Raw genomic sequence first — 19,232 nt, forward strand, 5'->3', positions numbered from 1 at the left:
AGCTCTTTTTCTTCTTATTTTTTATCATCTTTATATTGCATATAAACGACTTGTGTCACAAGGAAATCTTCCATTCCGTGTTTGCCGTCTGCTCCACCAAGTCCTGATTTTTTCATTCCTGCATGATAGCCCTGGACGGCTTCGAAGTTCTCGCGATTGACGAATGTTTCACCGAACTTCAGTTCATTCACGACACGCATCGCTTCATTCATGTCTTCAGTATAAACAGATGAGGATAATCCGTAATCTGTATCATTTCCTTTTTCAATCGCTTCATCCAATGTTTTGAACGTTGTCACAGGGATCACAGGACCGAAAATCTCTTCCTGGATAATCTGCATATCATGGTTTACGTTTGTGAGAATCGTAGGTTTATAAAAATAACCTTTGTCTAAGTCGCCTCGTTCTCCTCCGATTTCAACCTTCGCCCCTGCTTCAATCGCTTCTTTCACCATGCTTTCCACTTCTTCAAGACGGTCTTTACTTACAAGCGGACCGACATCCGCTTCCTTATTTTCACGAGGGTTCCCCATCGTCACCGACTCAAATTTATGACGTAATTTAGCTAGAAGCTCATCCGCCACACTTTCATGCACATAGACACGTTCAGCATTCGTACAGGCTTGTCCATTGTTAGCGAGACGGGAAGTCGTTATGCTCTCAGCTGCAACATCAAGGTCCGCATTAGCGGTAACGATAGCGGGCGCTTTACCACCAAGTTCCAAATTCACCTTCGTAATATTTTGCGCTGCTGCTTCCATTACTTTCGTACCTGCAGGCACACTTCCTGTCATGGTTACCATGTGGACGTTCGGATGAGAGGCCAGTCTATTTCCAATTTCTGAACCTGTACCGGTTACCACGTTATACACACCTTTTGGAATTTCATCCATGGAATCGATGATTTTTGTGAATTCCATGGCTGTATTCGGTGTTTGTTGACTTGGTTTTAATACTAATGTATTGCCTGTCACCAGTGACGTCGCTACTTTACGTGCCAAAATGAACACCGGGAAGTTCCAAGGGACAATTCCAGCCACTACACCGATTGGCTTTTTATAGATAAAGATATTCTCATTCTTACGATCACTTGGTACAATTTCGCCTTCGATTCTACGTGCCCACTCAGACATGTACCGGAAATAATCAATGGCAAGGTCGACTTCTCCACTGGCAAGCTCATAGTCTTTCCCTTGCTCTTCTTGTAATAAATCAATGAAAGTAGCACGGTTTTCTTCTATACGATCTCCGAGTTTCCTGACGATTTTCCCGCGTTCAATATTTGGCGTAAGCTCCCATCCTTTTTGAGCTTCAAACGCTGCTTTCACCGCTCGATTCACATCGTCTTCAGTGCCTTTTGGTATTTGGGAAATGACCTCTTCAGTCGCTGGATTTAGGACATCAATCCATTCTGAACCGTTTGATTCTGTATATTCTCCATTAATGTAAAGTTTATGTTGCTGCATGAAAAATGACCTCCTGTTGGTATTTACCATTTAAATTCCCCGTGTGATTCAAAATAAACAAACCAGTGTTCAACAATATGGCAGCGTGCTTGAAGACTCAGTTTCGAGACTTATGCTGAGTGGATGGGGGCGGCTGCCAGAACTTAAGGCTTGATTTAGAGCGTTTTATGCCTGCTTAGGATAAAGGGATAAGAGTCACTCACTCTCGGTATAGGGGTTCGTTCCACTTCTCAACAAATGGGGTGGTTGGGAAGCTGCGAGACTCCTTGGGAGAAGGAGATAGGCGAGATCCCGCAGGACGCAGTCCGAGGAAGCTCGGCGCTCCCCCACAGGAAAGAGAGTGGCTTCCCAGCCATCCCTAAGGCTTAACCAGGCAACGAACCCTGGAAACATCTCGAAACTGAGTCTCCCCCTAAGGGGCCCTTATCTGCAATTGCTAAGTGTTCTTTTGGACACAAAAAAAGCCCTGTGGGGACAGGGCTTTACCATTCGAGGATGAAACCTTTGATCTTCTTACCATCCCCTGACTCTGATTGCTGCTCAGCTTCAAAATAAGGGTCCTCTTCCTTGAAATGATAAGAGATCGTATCAGGCTGGAGATAAAGCTTGTACTCTAAATCCGTCACCTTCGGAAGAGAAATGTCGGCAACTGTTGTCTGGTCGCCCTCTTCATCAATAAGAAGAATATCAATGTGATCATACCCGTTTGCAATTAAGTGTTCTTTTAAATCCATAAACGACTCCTCCGTCCAATTATTCTAGTCCCATGATACCCTTTTCCAAACTTCGAGAAACGTTTAATTTTATGTAACAGCGGGAAAAGATTCCCGCTTTCTTTATTTATTAGTATCCATAACCGTATCCACGGCCACCCATATAAGATGCACCGATGATGATCAAAAGGATGAACAAAACAACCAATAGCGCGAAACCGCCACCGTATCCTCCGCTCATTCCATTCCCCCCTCTCTTACTTACTTTACTACCTTATTCAGAAGGGATGAAGAAGGCAGGGCATGAGCGGAATTTAATCTTTTTTCTTCTTTTCATTCACACCTTCAGAACGAGAAGACACGCTTAAGGGAAAGGAAGGCAAAGTACAGGGCCTGGACGAAAAAAGCCAATCCCCACAAAGGGGCGGGAATGAATTTTGTCGCTCTTGCCAAGTTTGCTGCGTCACCAGCTTGTCCTGGAGAGATAAAGCTGATCCACATCACTTCAAAAGCACTGGTTACAGACTCAACGAGAACGAGGGAAGCAAGAAACAATAACACATATTGAACCACCTGTTCATGACCGGTTCTCAGCAGCCATACAAACCCAGCTCCAAAGGTAAGGATCCAGAATAGACCATACACATTCCTTACCCAGAAAAGCAGATTGATCGCAAGGAACGCCATTAAAATATAAATCATCCAATTAAAATGCCCACGACTGACGAGGAAAAAGAAGACGAAGGCAAAGAAAGAAGCAAATACATACCCGGCCATGCTCGTTAATACTTGCCCGATCCATGAGTTATGCCCGGTCAAAGCAAAACCGGATGTATTTGGTAAAAGGGAAATTCTCCTTACTTCTCCCCCTGTAAGCAGCGCCATCAGGGAATGACCGCTCTCATGAATCATGGTGTTTAGAATAGCGAAGTACTTACCAACGACCGGCAGTTGTGTGAGCAGTAAAGCAAGAATAAGAGCTGAAAGAACTTGTAATTTCATATAACGCACTCCTTTCTTCGTGATCTTTTAATCGCTTTCTACTTACATATGACGTATCTTAAGAATAGAATCAATGGTAACAAAGGGGAATAGACATGCGAAAGTTAACATGGATAGGGAGTTCGATCATCGTACTATTTTTATGCAGTTGTGCCGCTCCATCAGAATCGAGTGAAACGAACATAAAAATTGCGGCTGCTTCAAGTTTAAAAGATGTCATGGAAGAGCTGACACCTCTTTTTGAGGAGCAATACAATATAGAAATCGAAACCATATATGGAGGCTCAGGTAAACTGGCAAGACAAATCGAACAAGGAGCTCCTGTCGACGTATTCCTGTCTGCGGATCTTCGTTGGATCGAACTTCTTAAGAAAGAGAGCCTTGTCGAAAAAGATACATACATAGAGTTTGCTACCAACCAGATCGTTCTTATTGGTCACGATTCCACGAGTCATTTGAATACCATTCAGGACCTGGAACTGACAAAAAATGAACAGCTTTCTGTCGGCAATCCAGAGAGCGTGCCTGCTGGTACTTATACGAAGCAAGCGTTGGAAAGGATTCAACTTTGGAGGGGATTAGAGGATCAGATGATTTTCGGAAGCGATGTTAGACAAGTCCTTGCTTATGTCGAATCCGGGCAAGTGGACTACGGTTTTGTCTATGCCAGTGATGCCCTGATATCAGATCAGGTAAGAACCCTTACAAAAGTAGACCCTACACTCCATGATTCGATCGTCTATCCTGGCATCATTCTTTCAAAAAGCCGGACTAAGAAATCTGGAGAGCAATTTTTATCCTTCTTAAAGAGTGATCAAGCGACAGAAATTTACAAATCTTATGGATTCAATCCTAAGGAGGTGGAAAGATAGAACAATGAACGTCGAACCTCTTTTATTGTCTCTAAAGGTAGCGGCAATCGCTACTTTCATCGTATTTATTATCGGAACGATCAGCGCAAGAGTCATTTCTCGGAAATTATTTCCCGGGAAAAGTATCATAGAATCGATCCTTTTACTCCCTCTTGTCCTTCCTCCGACGGTCATAGGATTTGGCCTGCTTTATTTATTCGGCAAAAACGGCTGGATGGGACAATGGCTCATGGACTGGTTCGGTATTCAGGTGGTTTTTTCCTGGACAGGAGCAGTCATTGCGTCTGCCGTCGTCTCCTTTCCCCTTATGTATCAAAGTGCATCAGCGGCTTTTCAAAATTATGAACAAAACCTGGAGAATGCGGCTTTGACGATGGGGGCTTCGAAATTGAAAGTATTCTTCACCATATCGCTTCCTTTAGCCTGGCCCGGATTGCTCGCTGGATTAGTCATGACTTTTGCTCGTTCCCTTGGTGAGTTCGGAGCTACATTAATGATTGCAGGCTATATCCCTGGTGAAACAGACACCATTCCACTCGCCATCTATTTTGCTGTCGAATCCGGTCGAATGGAAGAAGCTCTCATGTGGGTGATTGTCATACTCTGTCTCGGGTTCAGTGCGGTATTATGGCTCAACACATGGAGCCGGAGGAAAATTATCTTTGTAAGGAAAACATAAAAAAAGCTGAAGCTCCAATCAGCTTCAGCCAGCGCCCCCGGCAGGATTCGAACCTGCGGCACACGGTTTAGGAAACCGATAGGAAAGCACTATGTATATCAAAATCATTTAAAACTCTTCTATTCCAACGGTTTCAGAAAAACCAATGGATTGTTTTTTATTATATGGTATTACGGGCTATTTGTAAATAATCGTCCGGTGTAAACAAAAAAGCGACCTATATATAGGTCGCTTTCATTAAATAACAGTCTCAAGAGGAGAAAATTGTTTATGTACTGTTCGTGCGCGTTCTTTGTCTTGCCATAAGTACCTCTCGGTAGCCTCAATGGATTTATGCCCCAATATAAGTTGTAGGTCAAATAACGAAGCTCCTTTTTCGTGTGCTGTAGTTGCTACAAAATGACGGAATGAGTGTGGAGTTACTCGGACATCGTTCGGAATACCTGCTTTTTCAGCAAATTTATTCAATCTTTTTCTGAATGAATTTGCTTTGTATACATTACCCCGCATGGATAAAAACAAGAAATCACTTTCCGTTTCAATCTCTTCATTCTTTTTAATAAGATGTTGAATCCACTCCGCTGTAAAATCAGAAATCGGATATGTCTTATCTTCTCTAGTTTTAGATGTACTAGATGTCAATGACAATTCCCGCGCCGTTAAGTTAATATCCGATATTTTAAGAGAGAGTAAGTTATTAATTCGTGCACCAATGTCACAAAGCAACAAGATTACTACATAATCACGTAAATCTGTATATTTAGATGTTTTCTCTAACTGAGCTAGGATTCTTTTAATGTGCTGGGCATCTATCCCTCTAAAGTGCTTATCTGTTTTAAGCAACTTTATTTCAGCTGATAAGTTCTTTTGAATGTATCCATTTTTAAACCAGTAATTTAACCATGTTCGTAAGGTTCTGAGTCTAATGTTGACAGTAGAAGGCGCCAGTCCTTTTCTATTAGTTACTTTACACAAGTCTTTATGGTCATCCCATAGTCCTTTCTCTTTTCTCATGAACTTGATGTAATCGGTTATTTCAGTCATTGAGATGTCTTCCACTTTCTTTACTTCGGGGTGGTGCTTGTAAAGAAAAGTCGAAAAATACTTAAAGTGATTTTTATGGTCTTTTAAGGTTCTTTCTTTCAAGTTCTCGTTCTCCTTACGTTGATAAAGTTCATTGAAAGCAAACTCTAGGTCAATATCCATATTTAAAACTTTGCTTGTTTGTGTAGCCTCTTCACGAAGATTCAAACTGATTTTGTTACTCTTAATTGCTTTAGTCATATGTAATCCCCCATTTATCTTTATATAAAGTAAGTAATTGCGATTCGGTAATTCATACTTTACAAAATTCAAAATGGCTTTTGTTGAAAAAATCGTTTTTTTTTTTGCTTTTAGCTTCGTTGTTTGGAGAAAGAGCTGATAAACCCTTACATGATGCGCTTTTTAGTTAATAAAAAAAGTCCTGAAAAATCAGGACTTGGTTACTTTACGTTGCGATATTTCTTGCTGATGGTGATAAATCAATTCAAGTTCTTCGGTAAATAAGCTATTATATCTGTTTTGTTTTGGAAGTGATAAGAACATAACATCAGCAGTACCCACTAAACAGGAGAATCGGTTGCACCTTATATACCTTACTTTTTGATTAGTACATAGCATGTCTAACAGCAACGAAAAGGATTCATCATTTAGAAATTCTTTAAGCAGATTCATAGAATAGGCTTTTCTGTCTTGTGTTTCAAAATCTTCTCGCGCGCACGTAATGATGACTTCCACTTAATAAACCCCCAATTGATTCAGTAACGAAGGTTAAGGTTAACACTTTAATTCGATTTTAGTAAAAGTAATAATTCCTGCATTATATTGCCTACATGAGGGTCAATAATTAGACATTATGTGTTAAAATAAACCAATAAATACAATTTTTACTTAAGGAGTGAGTAAACATGTCAGGTGATTCACGGGTATTAAGTACAACCCAAGTATTCATATCTAAAGACAACTCTTATCGGACGATTAATGAAGTAGAAAGTTATGGCTTTGTAGAAAGTTTTGCTCAGTCACTTATAGACTCAGAACGGAAACCGGTCGGGAACGCCCCAGCAGACGGTAAGGATTATGATATTGAAAGTGTTAGCATTTCAAATAATCATGCGCATTTAGTTTTTAGAGAGAAATAACCTGAATACTCAACTCAATTTAGCTCCCCTCACTCAATAAATTCCTGATGAGGGGAGATTATTTTATGGGCTTTATTATTGAATATTGAAGCCACGAAACCATTAGTCTAAAATATCATTTAGTAAGTTTATACGAATTTTAATGTATCGAGGTGACATTTATGCTAATTGAAGTTGAACAAAGAATCTATAGTCATTCAGCTTATAAAAAGTTAGAAGGCATATTAGAGTTGTTAGATGAAATAGAATCTGATACTCAAAATATACCTACTAAACAACTTCAAATGCTAGGTAGAATCAGAGAGACTCTTGACTTTACATATGAATTATTAAATAGAATTGACCCGTGGCACATTTCGTTAAATACTCTCAATAACTTAAATAACCCCTTAACTAACTCAGCAAATGAATTAACCAACTATAAAAGAAATAACAATGAACAACAATTAAAAAATGTCTTTAATAACTTGGAGTCTCTATTACCCTTTCTCTCCCAATTAACAATTCCGAGAAGTGCAGAGGATATTGGTGAGATTAAAAATTCTGTTGTTAAGTTTAGACAATCAATTGGTCAGCACCTATCAAATTTAGAGAAAGAGATTAATGAAACACATACTTCTTTTAAACAAAATAAAGATAAAGTGATTGAACTTAATTCGTCTATAGATAACCAAAAAAAGCGAATAGACACCATAATTAATGATTTTCAAAATCAATTCCTTAATGCGCAAACTGAAAGAAATGAAAAAACAGAAGAAACTATAAAAAGTGTACAAAAAGAATTTGATGAAATCGAAAAAAACTATCAAATGCGCTTAGACGAACTACTTAAAGGTCAAGAAAGCACCTTTAAAGAAAGTTTAGAAGAACATGAAACAAATTTTGATAGTCAGAGTTCCCGTTATGAAGAAGAGTATAATGCATTATTAGAAAAAATTAGAGAACAAAGCACATCTGAACTGGAACAGATTCAAGATAGGAATAAAGAGGCTGAAAAGATAGTGGGAATTATTAGTATGAAAGGCCTCGCGCATGGTTACCAGAATATCGCTAACATTGAAGGTAGAAAAGCCAGCCTTTGGAATATAGGTTCCTTAGTTTCAATAGCAATAATACTGTGGTTCGGTTATGAATTTATAATTACAAATGAAGGCGTTATGGAATGGACAACTTTGGTTAGTAGGACTATATTAACAGGAGTTGGTTTAACTCTCTTCACATATTGTGCAAAACAAGCAGGTAATCATAGATTCGAAGAAAGACGAAATAGAAAAATTGAACTGGAACTGGCATCTCTAGACCCTTATCTAAAAGATTTAGATGAAGAGGAACAAAAACAAGTTAAACAAAGTCTAGTAAATAAATATTTCGGTGTTGAAATTGGTCAAATCAATACCGTAAACAATCAAAACAGCGATGTTAATGAACAATCTGTTATTAATAGTTTGCTTGAGAATAAAGAGAGCTTACATTTACTAGCTGATAAAATACAAAGTATTATAAAGACTAAATAACTTTATAATTACTTTACCGAGAGCACCTTAGAGGTGCTCTCTTTTTTTATATCGCTTCGTTAAAATTAATTACTTAATAAAAATTTATAATTAATTTCACACAAGTTATTTATTTGTATTAATATCTTTAAGACTGGAAATAGCGTTCTATGAGTCATTTTAGGTAGAGCGCTACTCCTATATATGGAATATAGATAACGGGGAAAGTTTGAAAACGAGTGTAACGGTGTTTTCAACTGCCTCTGGCAGCGGTTTTATAAATATATGGCTGCCATCCATATATTCGCTAAATGATTAAAGAAAATTTGCCACAGTTGCAGGGATGCCAATCCTGTAACTATAAATATTGATTCATAATCTTTCTCTTGAATTTTTGAAGGTGCGGATACTGATGCCAATCAGTAGACCAAGCCGTTCTAGGGGGAATTGGTTGCCAGCCAATAAAACCTAGTTCACCTGAAGCTACGTGCGGTGAGAGCTGCTTGCGTAGAAACGACGGGGGCTGCGAGTAAAATCGCTTCTACCCAATAATTTTTTGGACATATGGGCGACACTGAAATAATGGGACCACGGCAAAGTGTGGTTCTGTTCGTTATACATTAAGTGGTGAAAATCCACCCGGCGGGGAGAACTGGTAACAGCTCAACGCACGGCTCGGCAGGGGAGGAAGAAAGCTCTGAACAGCTTCACCAAGTAAAAGCTTGGTCCGTCCGAAAGGGGATACAAATACGAATAGCTCAACCTGTAAAGGGTCATCAACATGCTGATGATTAAAGCAACCCTGCGGCCATTTATTTGGTTTTAGTAGGGAGCAACCGAGTAAAAAAATAAGAAGTGGGTGCTGAACCGACTGTGAAGAATGTGAATGACCGAAAACCTGCGGGTAAGTAAGAGGGAGCTTCTATATTCTGCCCTTAGACAGTTCACATTTAGAGTCAACCAGAGCTTATTTTTGTAAGGTATAACTAAAGTGGGAAGCCGTAGCAGGTAAAGCTGACGGTGGGAGATTTCCTTAATAGGTTTTTCACGAAGCTGCAAAGCAGTGGCCTAGTGAGTTCTCGACAGTTTGGCAACTGTCAAAATGAGACGACCGAAAGGGATTGGGGCTAATTTCTAATAGAGGTTAGCGAATTCAAAATAAGAGAAAGGGATACAGGTGGCACTGTATCTGGTCTGGCGACCTTAACTGATGTGCTTTTTCTAACACCGGGAGGTGATTCAATGGCACAAGAGTATAAATATTTAGTTGTATCATGGAAAGCTATGTTACAAATGGTAATTAATCTCTGTGGCAAGGGGTATTACTATTATCATTTAACGGAATTACCAGTCAATAAAGAAGATAAGTGGGATGAAATTGATAAAAAATTAATAGGAAAGTACAAATCTAATAAGTCGAAGTGGCAGCGCCAAAGAGCAAAAGCTAAAGGTGTTGCTAACTTCTACTATCTACGTTGGGAACACCTCGTACTCATCTTACATACTGAAGGGAAAATTTTAAAAGAGATTACGTATGACGATAAGTTTAAGGACTTTCGTTACTCGCCGTTATTTCTAACTATTAGTGAGCTAATTACCTTGCGTATACAACACCTAGATAAAGTAGAGGTTACCTTAGCTAAATCAACCTATAAAGGTTTTAAGGACTCACTATATAATACAGTCAAGACACAAGATGATAAGGAGATAAAAAAGGAGTTTAATCTTCTAAACGGATTACCTTCTTATTCGGGAATTCATCGGCAGAAGATTCAATTAGCTGAATTTGTTGTGCGTAAAGCTAAGGAGCATGGTGTCAAAACTTCTAGTATTAAGGGAGGAAAGTGTAACCTAACCATTAAGCACTTAAGATTCAACACCCGAAAGAAGACAGTGAAAAATTTCAATTAATGATAAAAGACGACTGAACTTAATCAGCCGTCTTTTTGCGTGGAACCCAAGTATTCCACCAGGCACATTTCAATGTAGCATCTCTAGTATATATTTATTTTCACTTCACCTCAAACAGTATATGTAGGAGTGGTTCTGCAATAGAGATGCTAGTTAATATGAAATCTAACAACACTCATGTATTCTTTTAGAGTTCCCTCATGCTCTTTAGTGTTTTTTTTGTGAATTTTATTGGTTTTCGGTGTTGAAAACACTCAAGCGAAGCGAAGACTTTGTGCCTGAGAAGGCGCATTTACCCCTTACCAAAAGGGTAGAAAAGCCATTTTTCGCTTCGAAAATGCATTCTTTTTTATTAAAAGAAAACTCGCCACAGGTCCTGCTTTACCGAGCATGCTACCACAGCATACATTTAAGTCTACCTCGCTTAATGCGACAGGTACGGGATGTGTAATAATTATAAGTTATTACTCTGGGAAGAGTAATACTCATTTAACGAGTGACCATCCGAGGGTGAATCGGAGCCAAGGTCGGACGGGACACCTTGATAATTATTTTTCCGTCATATTTACAACACTATAGATGCCTACCATCTACATGAGGAGCGCTTCGCAACATTCTTTGTTATGTATCTATAGTTTGTAGTGATTTTTCTTTTTTCCTTTATGTATAAATGAAAAAGTTCACTGGATTCTAATACCGTTACCTTAACTTATAATTCTTCCTTGAAAGTACCCAAGGGTACGGTAGTTGAGTACCCAGAAGTACGGTATTAATCATCAACCTTTTATCTTAACGATGACATTATTGGGATGGGAGATATACATGTCCCAATATTGTCATCTTTTCTTATAGTTCTTTGTTGAAAGTACCCAAGGGTACGGTAGTTTGGTACCCAGAAGTACGGTATTAATCATCAACCTTTTATCTTAACGATGACATTATTGGGATGGGAGATATACATGTCCCAATATTATCATCTTTTCTTATAGTTCTTTGTTGAAAGTACCCAAGGGTACGGTAGTTTGGTACCCAGTGGTACGGTACGAATCTAATAATTCACAGAAACCTTCCGCATATTCACACGGTTATTTTATCATTTTTCCAACGGTCTACTTTTTAAAACCGTTGGAATGGGCTGAATTGGTGGTGCTTCGCTTGGACCTCTGTCCGGTTCATTTGAATATACCTCCTTACTATTTGCATGTCAGAGTGGCCCAGTATTAACTGTAAAGTAAATGGGTCACCGCCATTCAGGATATAGTTCTTGGCAAAATAATGTCTGAATGAGTGAGGGGACACCCTAACTCCCTTCACCCCGGCCTTATCCCTATATGTGATTAACCTTTTTCTAAAACTCCCAGGTTGAAATGGTGTACCATACACACTCAAAAAAACTTCACTAACATTAAATACTGAACTGTTCTCAGCAATCAATTGATATAAAGCCTTATTAACCTTTGGCGATATGGGTACATATCTTCCCTTCCTGTTTTTAACCTTATCTGATGGCAGATGTATATAGCGCTGCTCAAAGTCCACTTGTTCCTTAGTTAACGACCCCACTTCACTAATTCTCATACCTGTATCAATCATCAGGGCGATAGCTACGTAATCACGGAAACCTGTATAGCTCCGTTTATCAATAGCGTTGAGAATAGCAGCTATTTGCTCGTCACTCATAATTTTTAATGTATCCTCATCGGTTTTCATTATCTTTACTCTATTGGCTAGGTTCTCATTGTAATATTGTTCCTCGTAAATGAATCTCAAAAAGCTTCTCAAGGTTCTAATACGGATGTTGATTGTAACTGGAGAGAGAGGTTTTTCTTGCATATAAGTGACGTATCCCCGAATGATATCTATGGTCAAATCGGTAATACTAAGTTGTGCCAAGTCATTTTCACCCAACCATGTTAAAAAATACCCAAAATGTGCCTCATAATCCTTAATTGTCCGTTCTCTTAACCCTTCAGCCTTTTTTGCTGTTACAAACAAATTATGGACCTTTTCTAAAGAGTAACTTTCACTGTCTGTAGGTATCATTCTACTCCGCTGCATAACCTGTTTTTTTCCCATAAACTTATTTTTCTTCACAAAAAAACCTCCTAAGCCATTTTGGTTAGAAGGTTTTAAATGACCGTTCACACGGTTTATATAGGGCATGGCACACGGTTTATTATATTATTCTTTAGACCGTGGGAAAGCCCTAAACCAGTTAAACGTTGATATATCAATATAGCGCCCCCGGCAGGATTCGAACCTGCGGCACACGGTTTAGGAAACCGATGCTCTATCCCCTGAGCTACGGGGGCGTATGAACGTACGTGTAATATTATACAAAACAAACCAAAGATTGAAAAGGAAATGCACTTTAAAAATATTGCTCGGATGTTACTTCCAACGTATGTATATGATAAAATGTTATTTGTCTGTCTAAAAGTATCGTATTTTGTAAGTGAGTGATGAGCACTCACGTTTTTTTGAATTGAGTTTGAAGGAGGAAAAGAGATGGGAGATTTACCTTTCATATCCGTTGAAGGGCCCATTGGGGTTGGGAAAACGTCTCTGTCTAAAAAGCTCGCCTCCCAGTTTGATTTTCATTTGCTGAAGGAAATCGTTGAGGAGAACCCGTTTTTAGGCAAGTTTTACGACAATATTGAAGAATGGAGCTTCCAAACGGAGATGTTCTTCTTGTGCAATCGTTTCAAGCAGCTCGAAGACATCGATCGCAAATTTTTGCAGTCGGGGAAGCCGGTGGTCGCCGATTACCATATATCGAAGAATATGATTTTCGCACGCCGCACGTTAAGAGAAGATCAATTTGACAAGTATGCACAGATTTTTGATATATTGACACACGATATGCCTAAACCGAATATGGTCGTCTATTTACATGCGAGTTTAGATACACTGCTCGAACGCATCCGCATGCGTAACCGTGATGTAGAGGCAAATATTCAACCCTCATATCTTGAACAACTCTCTCAAGACTACGAAGACTTCATGAGACATTTTGAGGCGACTCATCCCGAGATTCCTGTGATTCGTTTGAACGGGGATCATATAGACTTCGTAAAACATCAAGACGATTTGAATTATATTGTTGATCAAGTAGAGCAGCATTTAAATAAAGGAGAAGTTATCAAATGAATGCACGTGAACGCTATGGAATTCCACACGACAGCGTCATAACGATTGCAGGAACGGTCGGTGTTGGTAAGTCAACGATGACCAATGCTCTCGCTGATGCCCTCAACTTCCGTACCTCTTTTGAAAAAGTCGACACAAATCCTTATCTCGACAAATTCTATCAGGATTTTGAACGCTGGAGCTTCCATTTACAGATTTACTTTCTAGCGGAACGCTTCAAGGAACAAAAGAAGATTTTTGAATATGGCGGTGGTTTTATCCAGGACCGCTCCATCTATGAAGATACCGGCATTTTTGCCCGGATGCACTATGAAAAAGGGACGATGTCTGCAACCGATTATGAAACGTACCGAAACCTGTTTGATGCGATGGTGATGACACCATACTTCCCTCATCCCGATCTTTTAATATATTTGGAAGGGTCGTTCGATGATGTCGTTTCCCGAATCAAAGAACGTGGACGTCCAATGGAACAAGAAACTCCTATTGAATATTGGGAAGAGATGTTTACGCGTTATGACAATTGGATTGATAATTTCAACTCCTGCCCTGTCCTGCGCCTCAATATTGCCGACTATGATGTATTGAATGATAAAACAAGCATCGAACCTGTCCTTGAAAAAATCGGCCACTTCATCCAACAATCTCGTAAATGGCGCTCCAGCCATTTATTGACGTAAGCATAAAGATGAAACACCTGACGTCATTCAACGTCAGGTGTTTTTTTTCTATAATCTTCAATCATCATCCGGTGACTACCAACCATCTTCTCAGGCAAATCATGAAACTCGAAAAACTTCACCTGTACCGTTTCTGCAGGATCAAAAGCATAGTCCCCACTGAAATGTCTAGTGAAATAAGCTGTTGTCACAACGTAAAACTCATCTCCATTAGGAGCTCGGCTGAATTGATCCTCCCCAGAGTAAACATTCAATAACTGCAGATCTTTGACCTTTAATCCAGTCTCTTCGAATGCTTCACGTTTAGCGACTTGTTCCGTGCTTTCTCCAAGCTCCATCAAACCTCCCGGCAGTCCCCATACACCTTGAGGGGATGTTCGTTCCTGTAGTAAAATACGTCCTTTTTCATCCAGAATCATTACCACAGAGCCAACTAAAATAATGGGCCGATGACCGATAATTGCCCGTAAGTCCTCGACGTAACCCATAGCCTTCCTCCTCTCTCCATTATTCTATTATAACAAGAGAAAAGGACCCCTTTGAAAAAAAGGAGTCCTTCTCGTAGATTAGCGTTCCATCGTATGCAGCAGTTTTGTTAAGATGACAGCGCCCCCTACCATCACTGCACCAATCCATGGTGTATGAACAAGACCAATCGTATCAACGATGACCCCACCGACGGAGGATCCGATAGCAATACCGACGTTGAAAGCGGCAATATTCAAAGCAGAAGCTACATTAACCGCAGATGGAACATACTTCTCAGCTAATTGAACGACCAAGATCTGCAAAGCAGGGACGTTCATGAAAGCAAACAGTCCCATGAAAAATAATACAACTAAACTCAACACTTTAAATGGAATGACGAAAGCCAACAGGAGCAATACGATTGCCTGCAGTACAAACATCCAAAACAACGCTTTGATCGGATTTTTATTGGAAACTTTTCCACCAATCGTATTTCCGATCGCAACCGCAACTCCATAAATGAGCAGAATCACGCTGACAAACTTCGGATCGAAACCTGTGACTTCTTCCAGTAAAGGAGCAAGGTATGTGAAGGCCACAAACGTTCCGCCATATCCTAATCCTGTAATGACGAAAGAGAGCAGAATTCTTTTTTCAGTTAGTATTTTTAATTGGTCACGAAAGCTTGCAGGTGTTGCTTCTTCCAGATTTTTAGGAACAAGCAAAGCACTTGCGATGATGCCGATTACGCCGAGCAAAGCTACACCGGCAAATGTCGCCCGCCAACCAAAAGTTTGTCCAATGAATGTTCCTAAAGGCACGCCTGTCACCGTCGCAACGGTCAATCCTGTAAACATAAAGGCAATGGCACTTGCCCGCTTATGCTCAGGGACTAAACTGGCAGCAATAGTCGAACCAATGGAGAAGAATATACCGTGAGAAAAAGCAGTGATGATTCTTGCAATTAATAGCAAGGTGAAGCTTGTCGAAACCGAAGCCACTAAATTACCAAGAATGAAAACAACCATCAGAGCCAGCAATAAACTTTTCCGGCTCATCTTATTGGTAAGAGCCGTCAAAACAGGTGCCCCCACAGCAACACCGACAGCATAACCGGAGATCAATACTCCCGCAAGTGTAATGGATATAGAAAGGTCATCGGCCATCGTGGATAGTAAACCTACAGGTACAAATTCTGTCGTTCCTATACCGAACGCACTAATAGCAAGGGCCAACAAAGCAAACGGAAAACTTTTCGACTTATGATCAAGAGAATTTTCGTTGATATTCTCTGCGTGTGAACTCATCATTTTCCTCCTCATATATAAATAAGAATCATATCTGAAACCCATGTATCCAGGGCGCCTCTGGATGACAAACCTTATTATGAGGGCTGATCGAATACTTGAGAAGTACGCACTTCTGTGTGCTATAGGCACCTGTAAGTAACAATTGTATAGAATAGAGGGGTGGGAGGGTGTTCAGGCAAAATATTTTTAACTTATGTTTCTTTCGTGTATAGTGAATCATCGGTTATACATGCTAAAAAGAAACATAGGAGCTCTAGAGGAGGTCAATCTCATGCCGAAATATAATATACCGGTGGAAGCGGCTCTGGAAGTCATCGGAGGCAAGTGGAAGGTCGTCATTCTGTGCCACTTAATAGAAAATAAACGACGGACAAGTGAGCTCAAACGATTAATGCCAGGAATCACACAAAAAATGTTGACCCAGCAGCTGAGGGAATTGGAAAGCGATGGAGTCATTACACGAATCGTTTATAATCAGGTACCGCCTAAAGTGGAGTATGAACTGACGGAATACGGCTGGACATTAAAAGGGGCATTGGACATGCTGTGTGCCTGGGGTGAGCAGCATATTGAAAAGACCTATCCCAATAAAGAAGAGGTATTATTGGATTCTTAATAAGATATAAAAATAGCCCTCACCGGTTATCCCGGTGAGGGCTTTACTCTTTATTCATTCAAGGAAAGCAAAATAAAAAATCGTTACGCGAAGTAACGATTTCTGTTCTATAAATCTCCAATATTTATGCGCTATTGTTGATAATAATATGGCGGAGGAGGAGGGATTCGAACCCCCGCGGGGCGTAAACCCCCTGGCGGTTTTCAAGACCGCTCCCTTCAGCCGGACTTGGGTACTCCTCCGTGTGACCGACAATAAATATAATATCATGGTTGTCCGTATCCGTCAACAAAATCCTGCAACTTTTTTAAAAAGAAATTGTTGTCGAACCATAACGAAAAATTGTCACTTCGTTATTATACAAATTCCCTTCCACAGAGTCAACAGCCCTCCGCGATCCCTGTTTTCAAATACGAATTCAATGAAATACGCCTGGAACCATAAAGGATCCAGGCGCATGTTCTATTGACGCTCGATGTATTTGAGTTAGTTGAGGACTTCTTTTCCACCCATGTATGGACGAAGAACCTCCGGGACGATGACGGTTCCATCTTCCTGCTGATAATTTTCAAGAATCGCTGCAACGGTACGACCGATGGCAAGACCAGAACCATTTAACGTGTGTACGAATTCAGGCTTACCCTTTTCTTCTCTACGGAAACGTATGCCTGCACGACGTGCCTGGAAATCTTCGAAGTTAGAGCAAGAGCTGATTTCACGATAAGTCTCCTGGCTTGGGATCCACACTTCGATGTCATACTTCTTCGCTGCTGTAAAGCCAAGGTCCCCCGTACACATGCTCATCACACGATAAGGAAGTTTCAACAGCTGAAGGACTTTTTCAGCATGACCTGTCAGTTCTTCCAAAACATCATAAGAATCTTCCGGCTTTGCCAGCTGGACAAGCTCCACTTTATTGAATTGGTGCTGACGAATCAATCCTCTTGTATCACGGCCGGCAGACCCTGCTTCGGAACGGAAATTCGTGCTGAAAGCTACAAATTTTTGTGGAAGGTCTTCAACAGATAGTATTTCTTCTCGATAGAAGTTTGTGACGGGAACCTCAGCTGTTGGTACAAGGAAGTAATCCCAGTCTTCAATTTTAAACGCATCTTCTTCAAATTTAGGTAATTGCCCTGTACCTGTCATCGCTGTGCGATTGACCATTTGTGGTGGGAGCATTTCCTGATACCCGTGTTCATCCGCATGCAGATCCATCATGAAATTGAGCAGTGCACGCTCTAAACGGGCACCAAGTCCTTTATAGAATACGAAACGGCTTCCGGTAACCTTTGATGCTCTTTCAAAATCAAGAATACCTAAATCTGTCGCTACATCCCAGTGAGGTTTAGCTTCGAAGTCAAATGTCGGGATCTCTCCTGCTTTGCGTGCTTCGATATTGTCTTCTTCATCGCCTCCGACGGGTACACTTTCATGAGGGATGTTCGGGATGGATAAGAGAAGCGTTTCAAGTTTCGCTTCCACATCTTTAAGCTCTGTATCCAGAGTTTTAATACGATCCCCGACTTCGCGCATTTCTTTGATTTTATCGTCCGCATCTTCCTTCGCTTTTTTCAGCTGGGAAATTTCTTTGGATACTTCATTCCGCTTGGCCTTCAGTTCTTCTGTTTCCTGAATCAGCTCACGGCGTTTGCTGTCCAAATCGCCGAAAGCATCCAAGTCAGAGAGGTCTTCTCCACGATTTTGCAGTTTCCCTTTTACTTCTTCAAAGTTCTGACGTAAGTATTTCATGTCCAACATGTTTATTTCCTCCTTTATTTACTCACTTCGATTAGTCGGAAGATAAATAAAAAGCTCCCGTCCCTAAAGAAGGGACGAGAGCTTTGGTTTATGCTTCCCGCGATACCACCCAAGTTGAAGGTCTGTGTGACCTTCCGGCTTCACTCATAACGGTGAGTACCGGTCTGACCTACTTCATTCAGTCAGACACTCGAGGATGGATTCACATGGCTTCTCCGTCAGTTCACACCAGCCACTGACTCTCTTTGAGAAGAAGGGACATGTTACTATTTCCTGTCATCGCGTTTATTTATGGTTTGTGTTACATAAGATTAGCGGATTCAGAATTATAATGCAAGTGTTTTTTTAGCTTCTTCTACCATTTTCACAAAATGCGTCGTTAAACGGTGGTCGTCCGTTAATTCTGGATGGAAGGAACAAGCTAAATAGTGACCTTCCTGAGCGGCTACAATATGACCGTCGTAGCGGGCCAGCACTTTCGTATTTTCCCCGACTCCTTCAATGTAAGGAGCACGGATGAATACGGCATTAAATCCTTCTGCCACACCTTCAATATTAAGATCCGCTTCAAAACTTTCACGTTGGCGTCCAAAAGCGTTACGACGAACTTTGATATCCATGACCCCTAGATGTACGTCATAAGAACCATCAATTTCTGAAGCGAGCAGGATAAGTCCGGCACACGTACCGAAGATCGGATTGCCGCTTTTTCCGAACTCACGGATCGGTTCTAAGAACTCGTACTTATCGATCAATCTACGGATGGTCGTACTCTCGCCACCAGGGATAATCAAGCCATCAATATCTTTCAGTTGTTCTGTCCTTTTGACGACGACGGCTTTGGCGCCGGTCGCTTCGACAGAACGCACGTGCTCACGGAAAGCGCCTTGCAGGCCTAATACACCGATTGTAGTCATGCTGCATTCTC

19 protein-coding genes, 2 tRNA genes and 1 other annotated feature are annotated in these 19,232 nt (G+C 40.6%); of the genes, 8 read left to right on the forward strand and 13 right to left on the reverse strand.

The features are described 5' to 3' along the window. Positions 1–14: 14 nt before the first annotated feature. The 4 genes from aldA to GLW00_RS00095 form a co-directional block, all read right to left on the reverse strand. Positions 15–1,466, reverse strand: a complete 1,452-nt coding sequence (gene aldA, locus GLW00_RS00080) for an aldehyde dehydrogenase (protein WP_160910456.1) — start codon at positions 1,464–1,466, stop codon at positions 15–17. A 482-nt stretch (positions 1,467–1,948) separates the two neighbouring features. Beyond that, complete coding sequence (locus tag GLW00_RS00085) at positions 1,949–2,200, reverse strand: hypothetical protein (protein ID WP_160910457.1); 252 nt, start codon at positions 2,198–2,200, stop codon at positions 1,949–1,951. A gap of 109 nt (positions 2,201–2,309) precedes the next feature. Further along, positions 2,310–2,420 (reverse strand): YjcZ family sporulation protein, encoded by a 111-nt coding sequence (locus GLW00_RS00090; protein ID WP_089650761.1) that lies wholly within the window; start codon positions 2,418–2,420, stop codon positions 2,310–2,312. A 104-nt stretch (positions 2,421–2,524) separates the two neighbouring features. Then, complete coding sequence (locus GLW00_RS00095; RefSeq protein WP_160910458.1) at positions 2,525–3,181, reverse strand: M50 family metallopeptidase; 657 nt, start codon at positions 3,179–3,181, stop codon at positions 2,525–2,527. Between the two features lie 95 nt (positions 3,182–3,276). Here GLW00_RS00095 and modA point away from each other — a divergent pair, with 95 nt between their 5' ends. Continuing rightward, positions 3,277–4,053 (forward strand): molybdate ABC transporter substrate-binding protein, encoded by a 777-nt coding sequence (modA, locus tag GLW00_RS00100; protein WP_160910459.1) that lies wholly within the window; start codon positions 3,277–3,279, stop codon positions 4,051–4,053. Positions 4,054–4,057: 4 nt separating this feature from the next. Continuing rightward, positions 4,058–4,732, forward strand: coding sequence for a molybdate ABC transporter permease subunit (modB, locus tag GLW00_RS00105; protein ID WP_160910460.1), 675 nt, complete (start codon positions 4,058–4,060; stop codon positions 4,730–4,732). A 237-nt stretch (positions 4,733–4,969) separates the two neighbouring features. Here modB and GLW00_RS00110 read toward each other — a convergent pair whose 3' ends face one another. Together GLW00_RS00110 and GLW00_RS00115 are read right to left on the reverse strand one after the other, a co-directional pair. After that, a complete protein-coding gene (locus GLW00_RS00110) occupies positions 4,970–6,016 on the reverse strand; it encodes a tyrosine-type recombinase/integrase (RefSeq protein ID WP_160910461.1) in 1,047 nt (348 codons plus the stop codon). Between the two features lie 189 nt (positions 6,017–6,205). Beyond that, complete coding sequence (locus tag GLW00_RS00115; protein ID WP_160910462.1) at positions 6,206–6,511, reverse strand: hypothetical protein; 306 nt, start codon at positions 6,509–6,511, stop codon at positions 6,206–6,208. A 170-nt stretch (positions 6,512–6,681) separates the two neighbouring features. Here GLW00_RS00115 and GLW00_RS00120 point away from each other — a divergent pair, with 170 nt between their 5' ends. From GLW00_RS00120 to GLW00_RS00130, 3 genes are all read left to right on the forward strand, one after another. Further along, on the forward strand, positions 6,682–6,915 hold the full coding sequence (locus GLW00_RS00120; RefSeq protein WP_160910463.1) for a hypothetical protein: 234 nt from the start codon (positions 6,682–6,684) through the stop codon (positions 6,913–6,915). A gap of 161 nt (positions 6,916–7,076) precedes the next feature. Further along, entirely contained in the window at positions 7,077–8,429 is a 1,353-nt protein-coding gene (locus GLW00_RS00125) for a coiled-coil domain-containing protein (RefSeq protein ID WP_160910464.1), read from the forward strand. Positions 8,430–9,650: 1,221 nt separating this feature from the next. After that, positions 9,651–10,319, forward strand: a complete 669-nt coding sequence (locus tag GLW00_RS00130) for a hypothetical protein (RefSeq protein WP_160910465.1) — start codon at positions 9,651–9,653, stop codon at positions 10,317–10,319. 1,116 nt (positions 10,320–11,435) lie between these two features. Here the strand turns inward: GLW00_RS00130 and GLW00_RS00135 are convergent. Together GLW00_RS00135 and GLW00_RS00140 are read right to left on the reverse strand one after the other, a co-directional pair. Further along, positions 11,436–12,413, reverse strand: coding sequence for a tyrosine-type recombinase/integrase (locus tag GLW00_RS00135; protein ID WP_160910466.1), 978 nt, complete (start codon positions 12,411–12,413; stop codon positions 11,436–11,438). Between the two features lie 145 nt (positions 12,414–12,558). Continuing rightward, a tRNA-Arg gene (locus tag GLW00_RS00140) sits at positions 12,559–12,631 on the reverse strand. Positions 12,632–12,827: 196 nt separating this feature from the next. Between GLW00_RS00140 and GLW00_RS00145 the strand changes: the two genes are divergently transcribed. Together GLW00_RS00145 and GLW00_RS00150 are read left to right on the forward strand one after the other, a co-directional pair. Beyond that, positions 12,828–13,469 carry a deoxynucleoside kinase gene (locus tag GLW00_RS00145; RefSeq protein ID WP_160910467.1) on the forward strand — a complete coding sequence of 214 codons (642 nt, stop codon included), beginning with the start codon at positions 12,828–12,830 and terminating at the stop codon, positions 13,467–13,469. Further along, complete coding sequence (locus tag GLW00_RS00150; RefSeq protein WP_160910468.1) at positions 13,466–14,149, forward strand: deoxynucleoside kinase; 684 nt, start codon at positions 13,466–13,468, stop codon at positions 14,147–14,149. Before GLW00_RS00145 ends, GLW00_RS00150 begins: the two co-directional genes overlap by 4 nt. A gap of 23 nt (positions 14,150–14,172) precedes the next feature. On the opposite strand, the gene GLW00_RS00155 is transcribed toward GLW00_RS00150, so the two are convergent. Beyond that, positions 14,173–14,637 carry an NUDIX hydrolase gene (locus tag GLW00_RS00155; protein WP_160910469.1) on the reverse strand — a complete coding sequence of 155 codons (465 nt, stop codon included), beginning with the start codon at positions 14,635–14,637 and terminating at the stop codon, positions 14,173–14,175. A gap of 78 nt (positions 14,638–14,715) precedes the next feature. Then, positions 14,716–15,939, reverse strand: a complete 1,224-nt coding sequence (locus GLW00_RS00160; protein ID WP_439108885.1) for an MFS transporter — start codon at positions 15,937–15,939, stop codon at positions 14,716–14,718. A gap of 259 nt (positions 15,940–16,198) precedes the next feature. On the opposite strand from GLW00_RS00160, the gene GLW00_RS00165 reads away from it, so the two are divergent. After that, positions 16,199–16,543 (forward strand): winged helix-turn-helix transcriptional regulator, encoded by a 345-nt coding sequence (locus tag GLW00_RS00165; protein WP_160910471.1) that lies wholly within the window; start codon positions 16,199–16,201, stop codon positions 16,541–16,543. Between the two features lie 149 nt (positions 16,544–16,692). Here the strand turns inward: GLW00_RS00165 and GLW00_RS00170 are convergent. The 3 genes from GLW00_RS00170 to pdxT form a co-directional block, all read right to left on the reverse strand. Beyond that, positions 16,693–16,785, reverse strand: a tRNA-Ser gene (locus GLW00_RS00170). A 244-nt stretch (positions 16,786–17,029) separates the two neighbouring features. Then, a complete protein-coding gene (serS, locus tag GLW00_RS00175; protein WP_160910472.1) occupies positions 17,030–18,304 on the reverse strand; it encodes a serine--tRNA ligase in 1,275 nt (424 codons plus the stop codon). 67 nt (positions 18,305–18,371) lie between these two features. Continuing rightward, positions 18,372–18,593: a binding site (T-box leader), on the reverse strand. Between the two features lie 37 nt (positions 18,594–18,630). Further along, complete coding sequence (gene pdxT / locus GLW00_RS00180) at positions 18,631–19,221, reverse strand: pyridoxal 5'-phosphate synthase glutaminase subunit PdxT (RefSeq protein WP_160910473.1); 591 nt, start codon at positions 19,219–19,221, stop codon at positions 18,631–18,633. Positions 19,222–19,232 lie beyond the last annotated feature (11 nt).

This window comes from Halobacillus litoralis, assembly GCF_009856445.1.
Lineage (GTDB): Bacteria > Bacillota > Bacilli > Bacillales > Halobacillaceae > Halobacillus > Halobacillus litoralis.

Excerpts from the sequence above, each read along its gene's own strand:
- GLW00_RS00150 (WP_160910468.1), top strand. The coding sequence starts at position 13,466 with ATGAATGCACGTGAACGCTATGGAATTCCACACGACAGCGTCATAACG.
- GLW00_RS00090 (WP_089650761.1), bottom strand. The coding sequence starts at position 2,420 with ATGAGCGGAGGATACGGTGGCGGTTTCGCGCTATTGGTTGTTTTGTTC.
- GLW00_RS00120 (WP_160910463.1), top strand. The coding sequence starts at position 6,682 with ATGTCAGGTGATTCACGGGTATTAAGTACAACCCAAGTATTCATATCT.
- GLW00_RS00110 (WP_160910461.1), bottom strand. The coding sequence starts at position 6,016 with ATGACTAAAGCAATTAAGAGTAACAAAATCAGTTTGAATCTTCGTGAA.
- pdxT (WP_160910473.1), bottom strand. The coding sequence starts at position 19,221 with ATGACTACAATCGGTGTATTAGGCCTGCAAGGCGCTTTCCGTGAGCAC.
- modA (WP_160910459.1), top strand. The coding sequence starts at position 3,277 with ATGCGAAAGTTAACATGGATAGGGAGTTCGATCATCGTACTATTTTTA.
- GLW00_RS00095 (WP_160910458.1), bottom strand. The coding sequence starts at position 3,181 with ATGAAATTACAAGTTCTTTCAGCTCTTATTCTTGCTTTACTGCTCACA.
- GLW00_RS00155 (WP_160910469.1), bottom strand. The coding sequence starts at position 14,637 with ATGGGTTACGTCGAGGACTTACGGGCAATTATCGGTCATCGGCCCATT.
- GLW00_RS00130 (WP_160910465.1), top strand. The coding sequence starts at position 9,651 with ATGGCACAAGAGTATAAATATTTAGTTGTATCATGGAAAGCTATGTTA.
- aldA (WP_160910456.1), bottom strand. The coding sequence starts at position 1,466 with ATGCAGCAACATAAACTTTACATTAATGGAGAATATACAGAATCAAAC.
- GLW00_RS00085 (WP_160910457.1), bottom strand. The coding sequence starts at position 2,200 with ATGGATTTAAAAGAACACTTAATTGCAAACGGGTATGATCACATTGAT.
- GLW00_RS00145 (WP_160910467.1), top strand. The coding sequence starts at position 12,828 with ATGGGAGATTTACCTTTCATATCCGTTGAAGGGCCCATTGGGGTTGGG.
- GLW00_RS00165 (WP_160910471.1), top strand. The coding sequence starts at position 16,199 with ATGCCGAAATATAATATACCGGTGGAAGCGGCTCTGGAAGTCATCGGA.
- modB (WP_160910460.1), top strand. The coding sequence starts at position 4,058 with ATGAACGTCGAACCTCTTTTATTGTCTCTAAAGGTAGCGGCAATCGCT.
- serS (WP_160910472.1), bottom strand. The coding sequence starts at position 18,304 with ATGTTGGACATGAAATACTTACGTCAGAACTTTGAAGAAGTAAAAGGG.
- GLW00_RS00160 (WP_439108885.1), bottom strand. The coding sequence starts at position 15,939 with ATGAGGAGGAAAATGATGAGTTCACACGCAGAGAATATCAACGAAAAT.
- GLW00_RS00125 (WP_160910464.1), top strand. The coding sequence starts at position 7,077 with ATGCTAATTGAAGTTGAACAAAGAATCTATAGTCATTCAGCTTATAAA.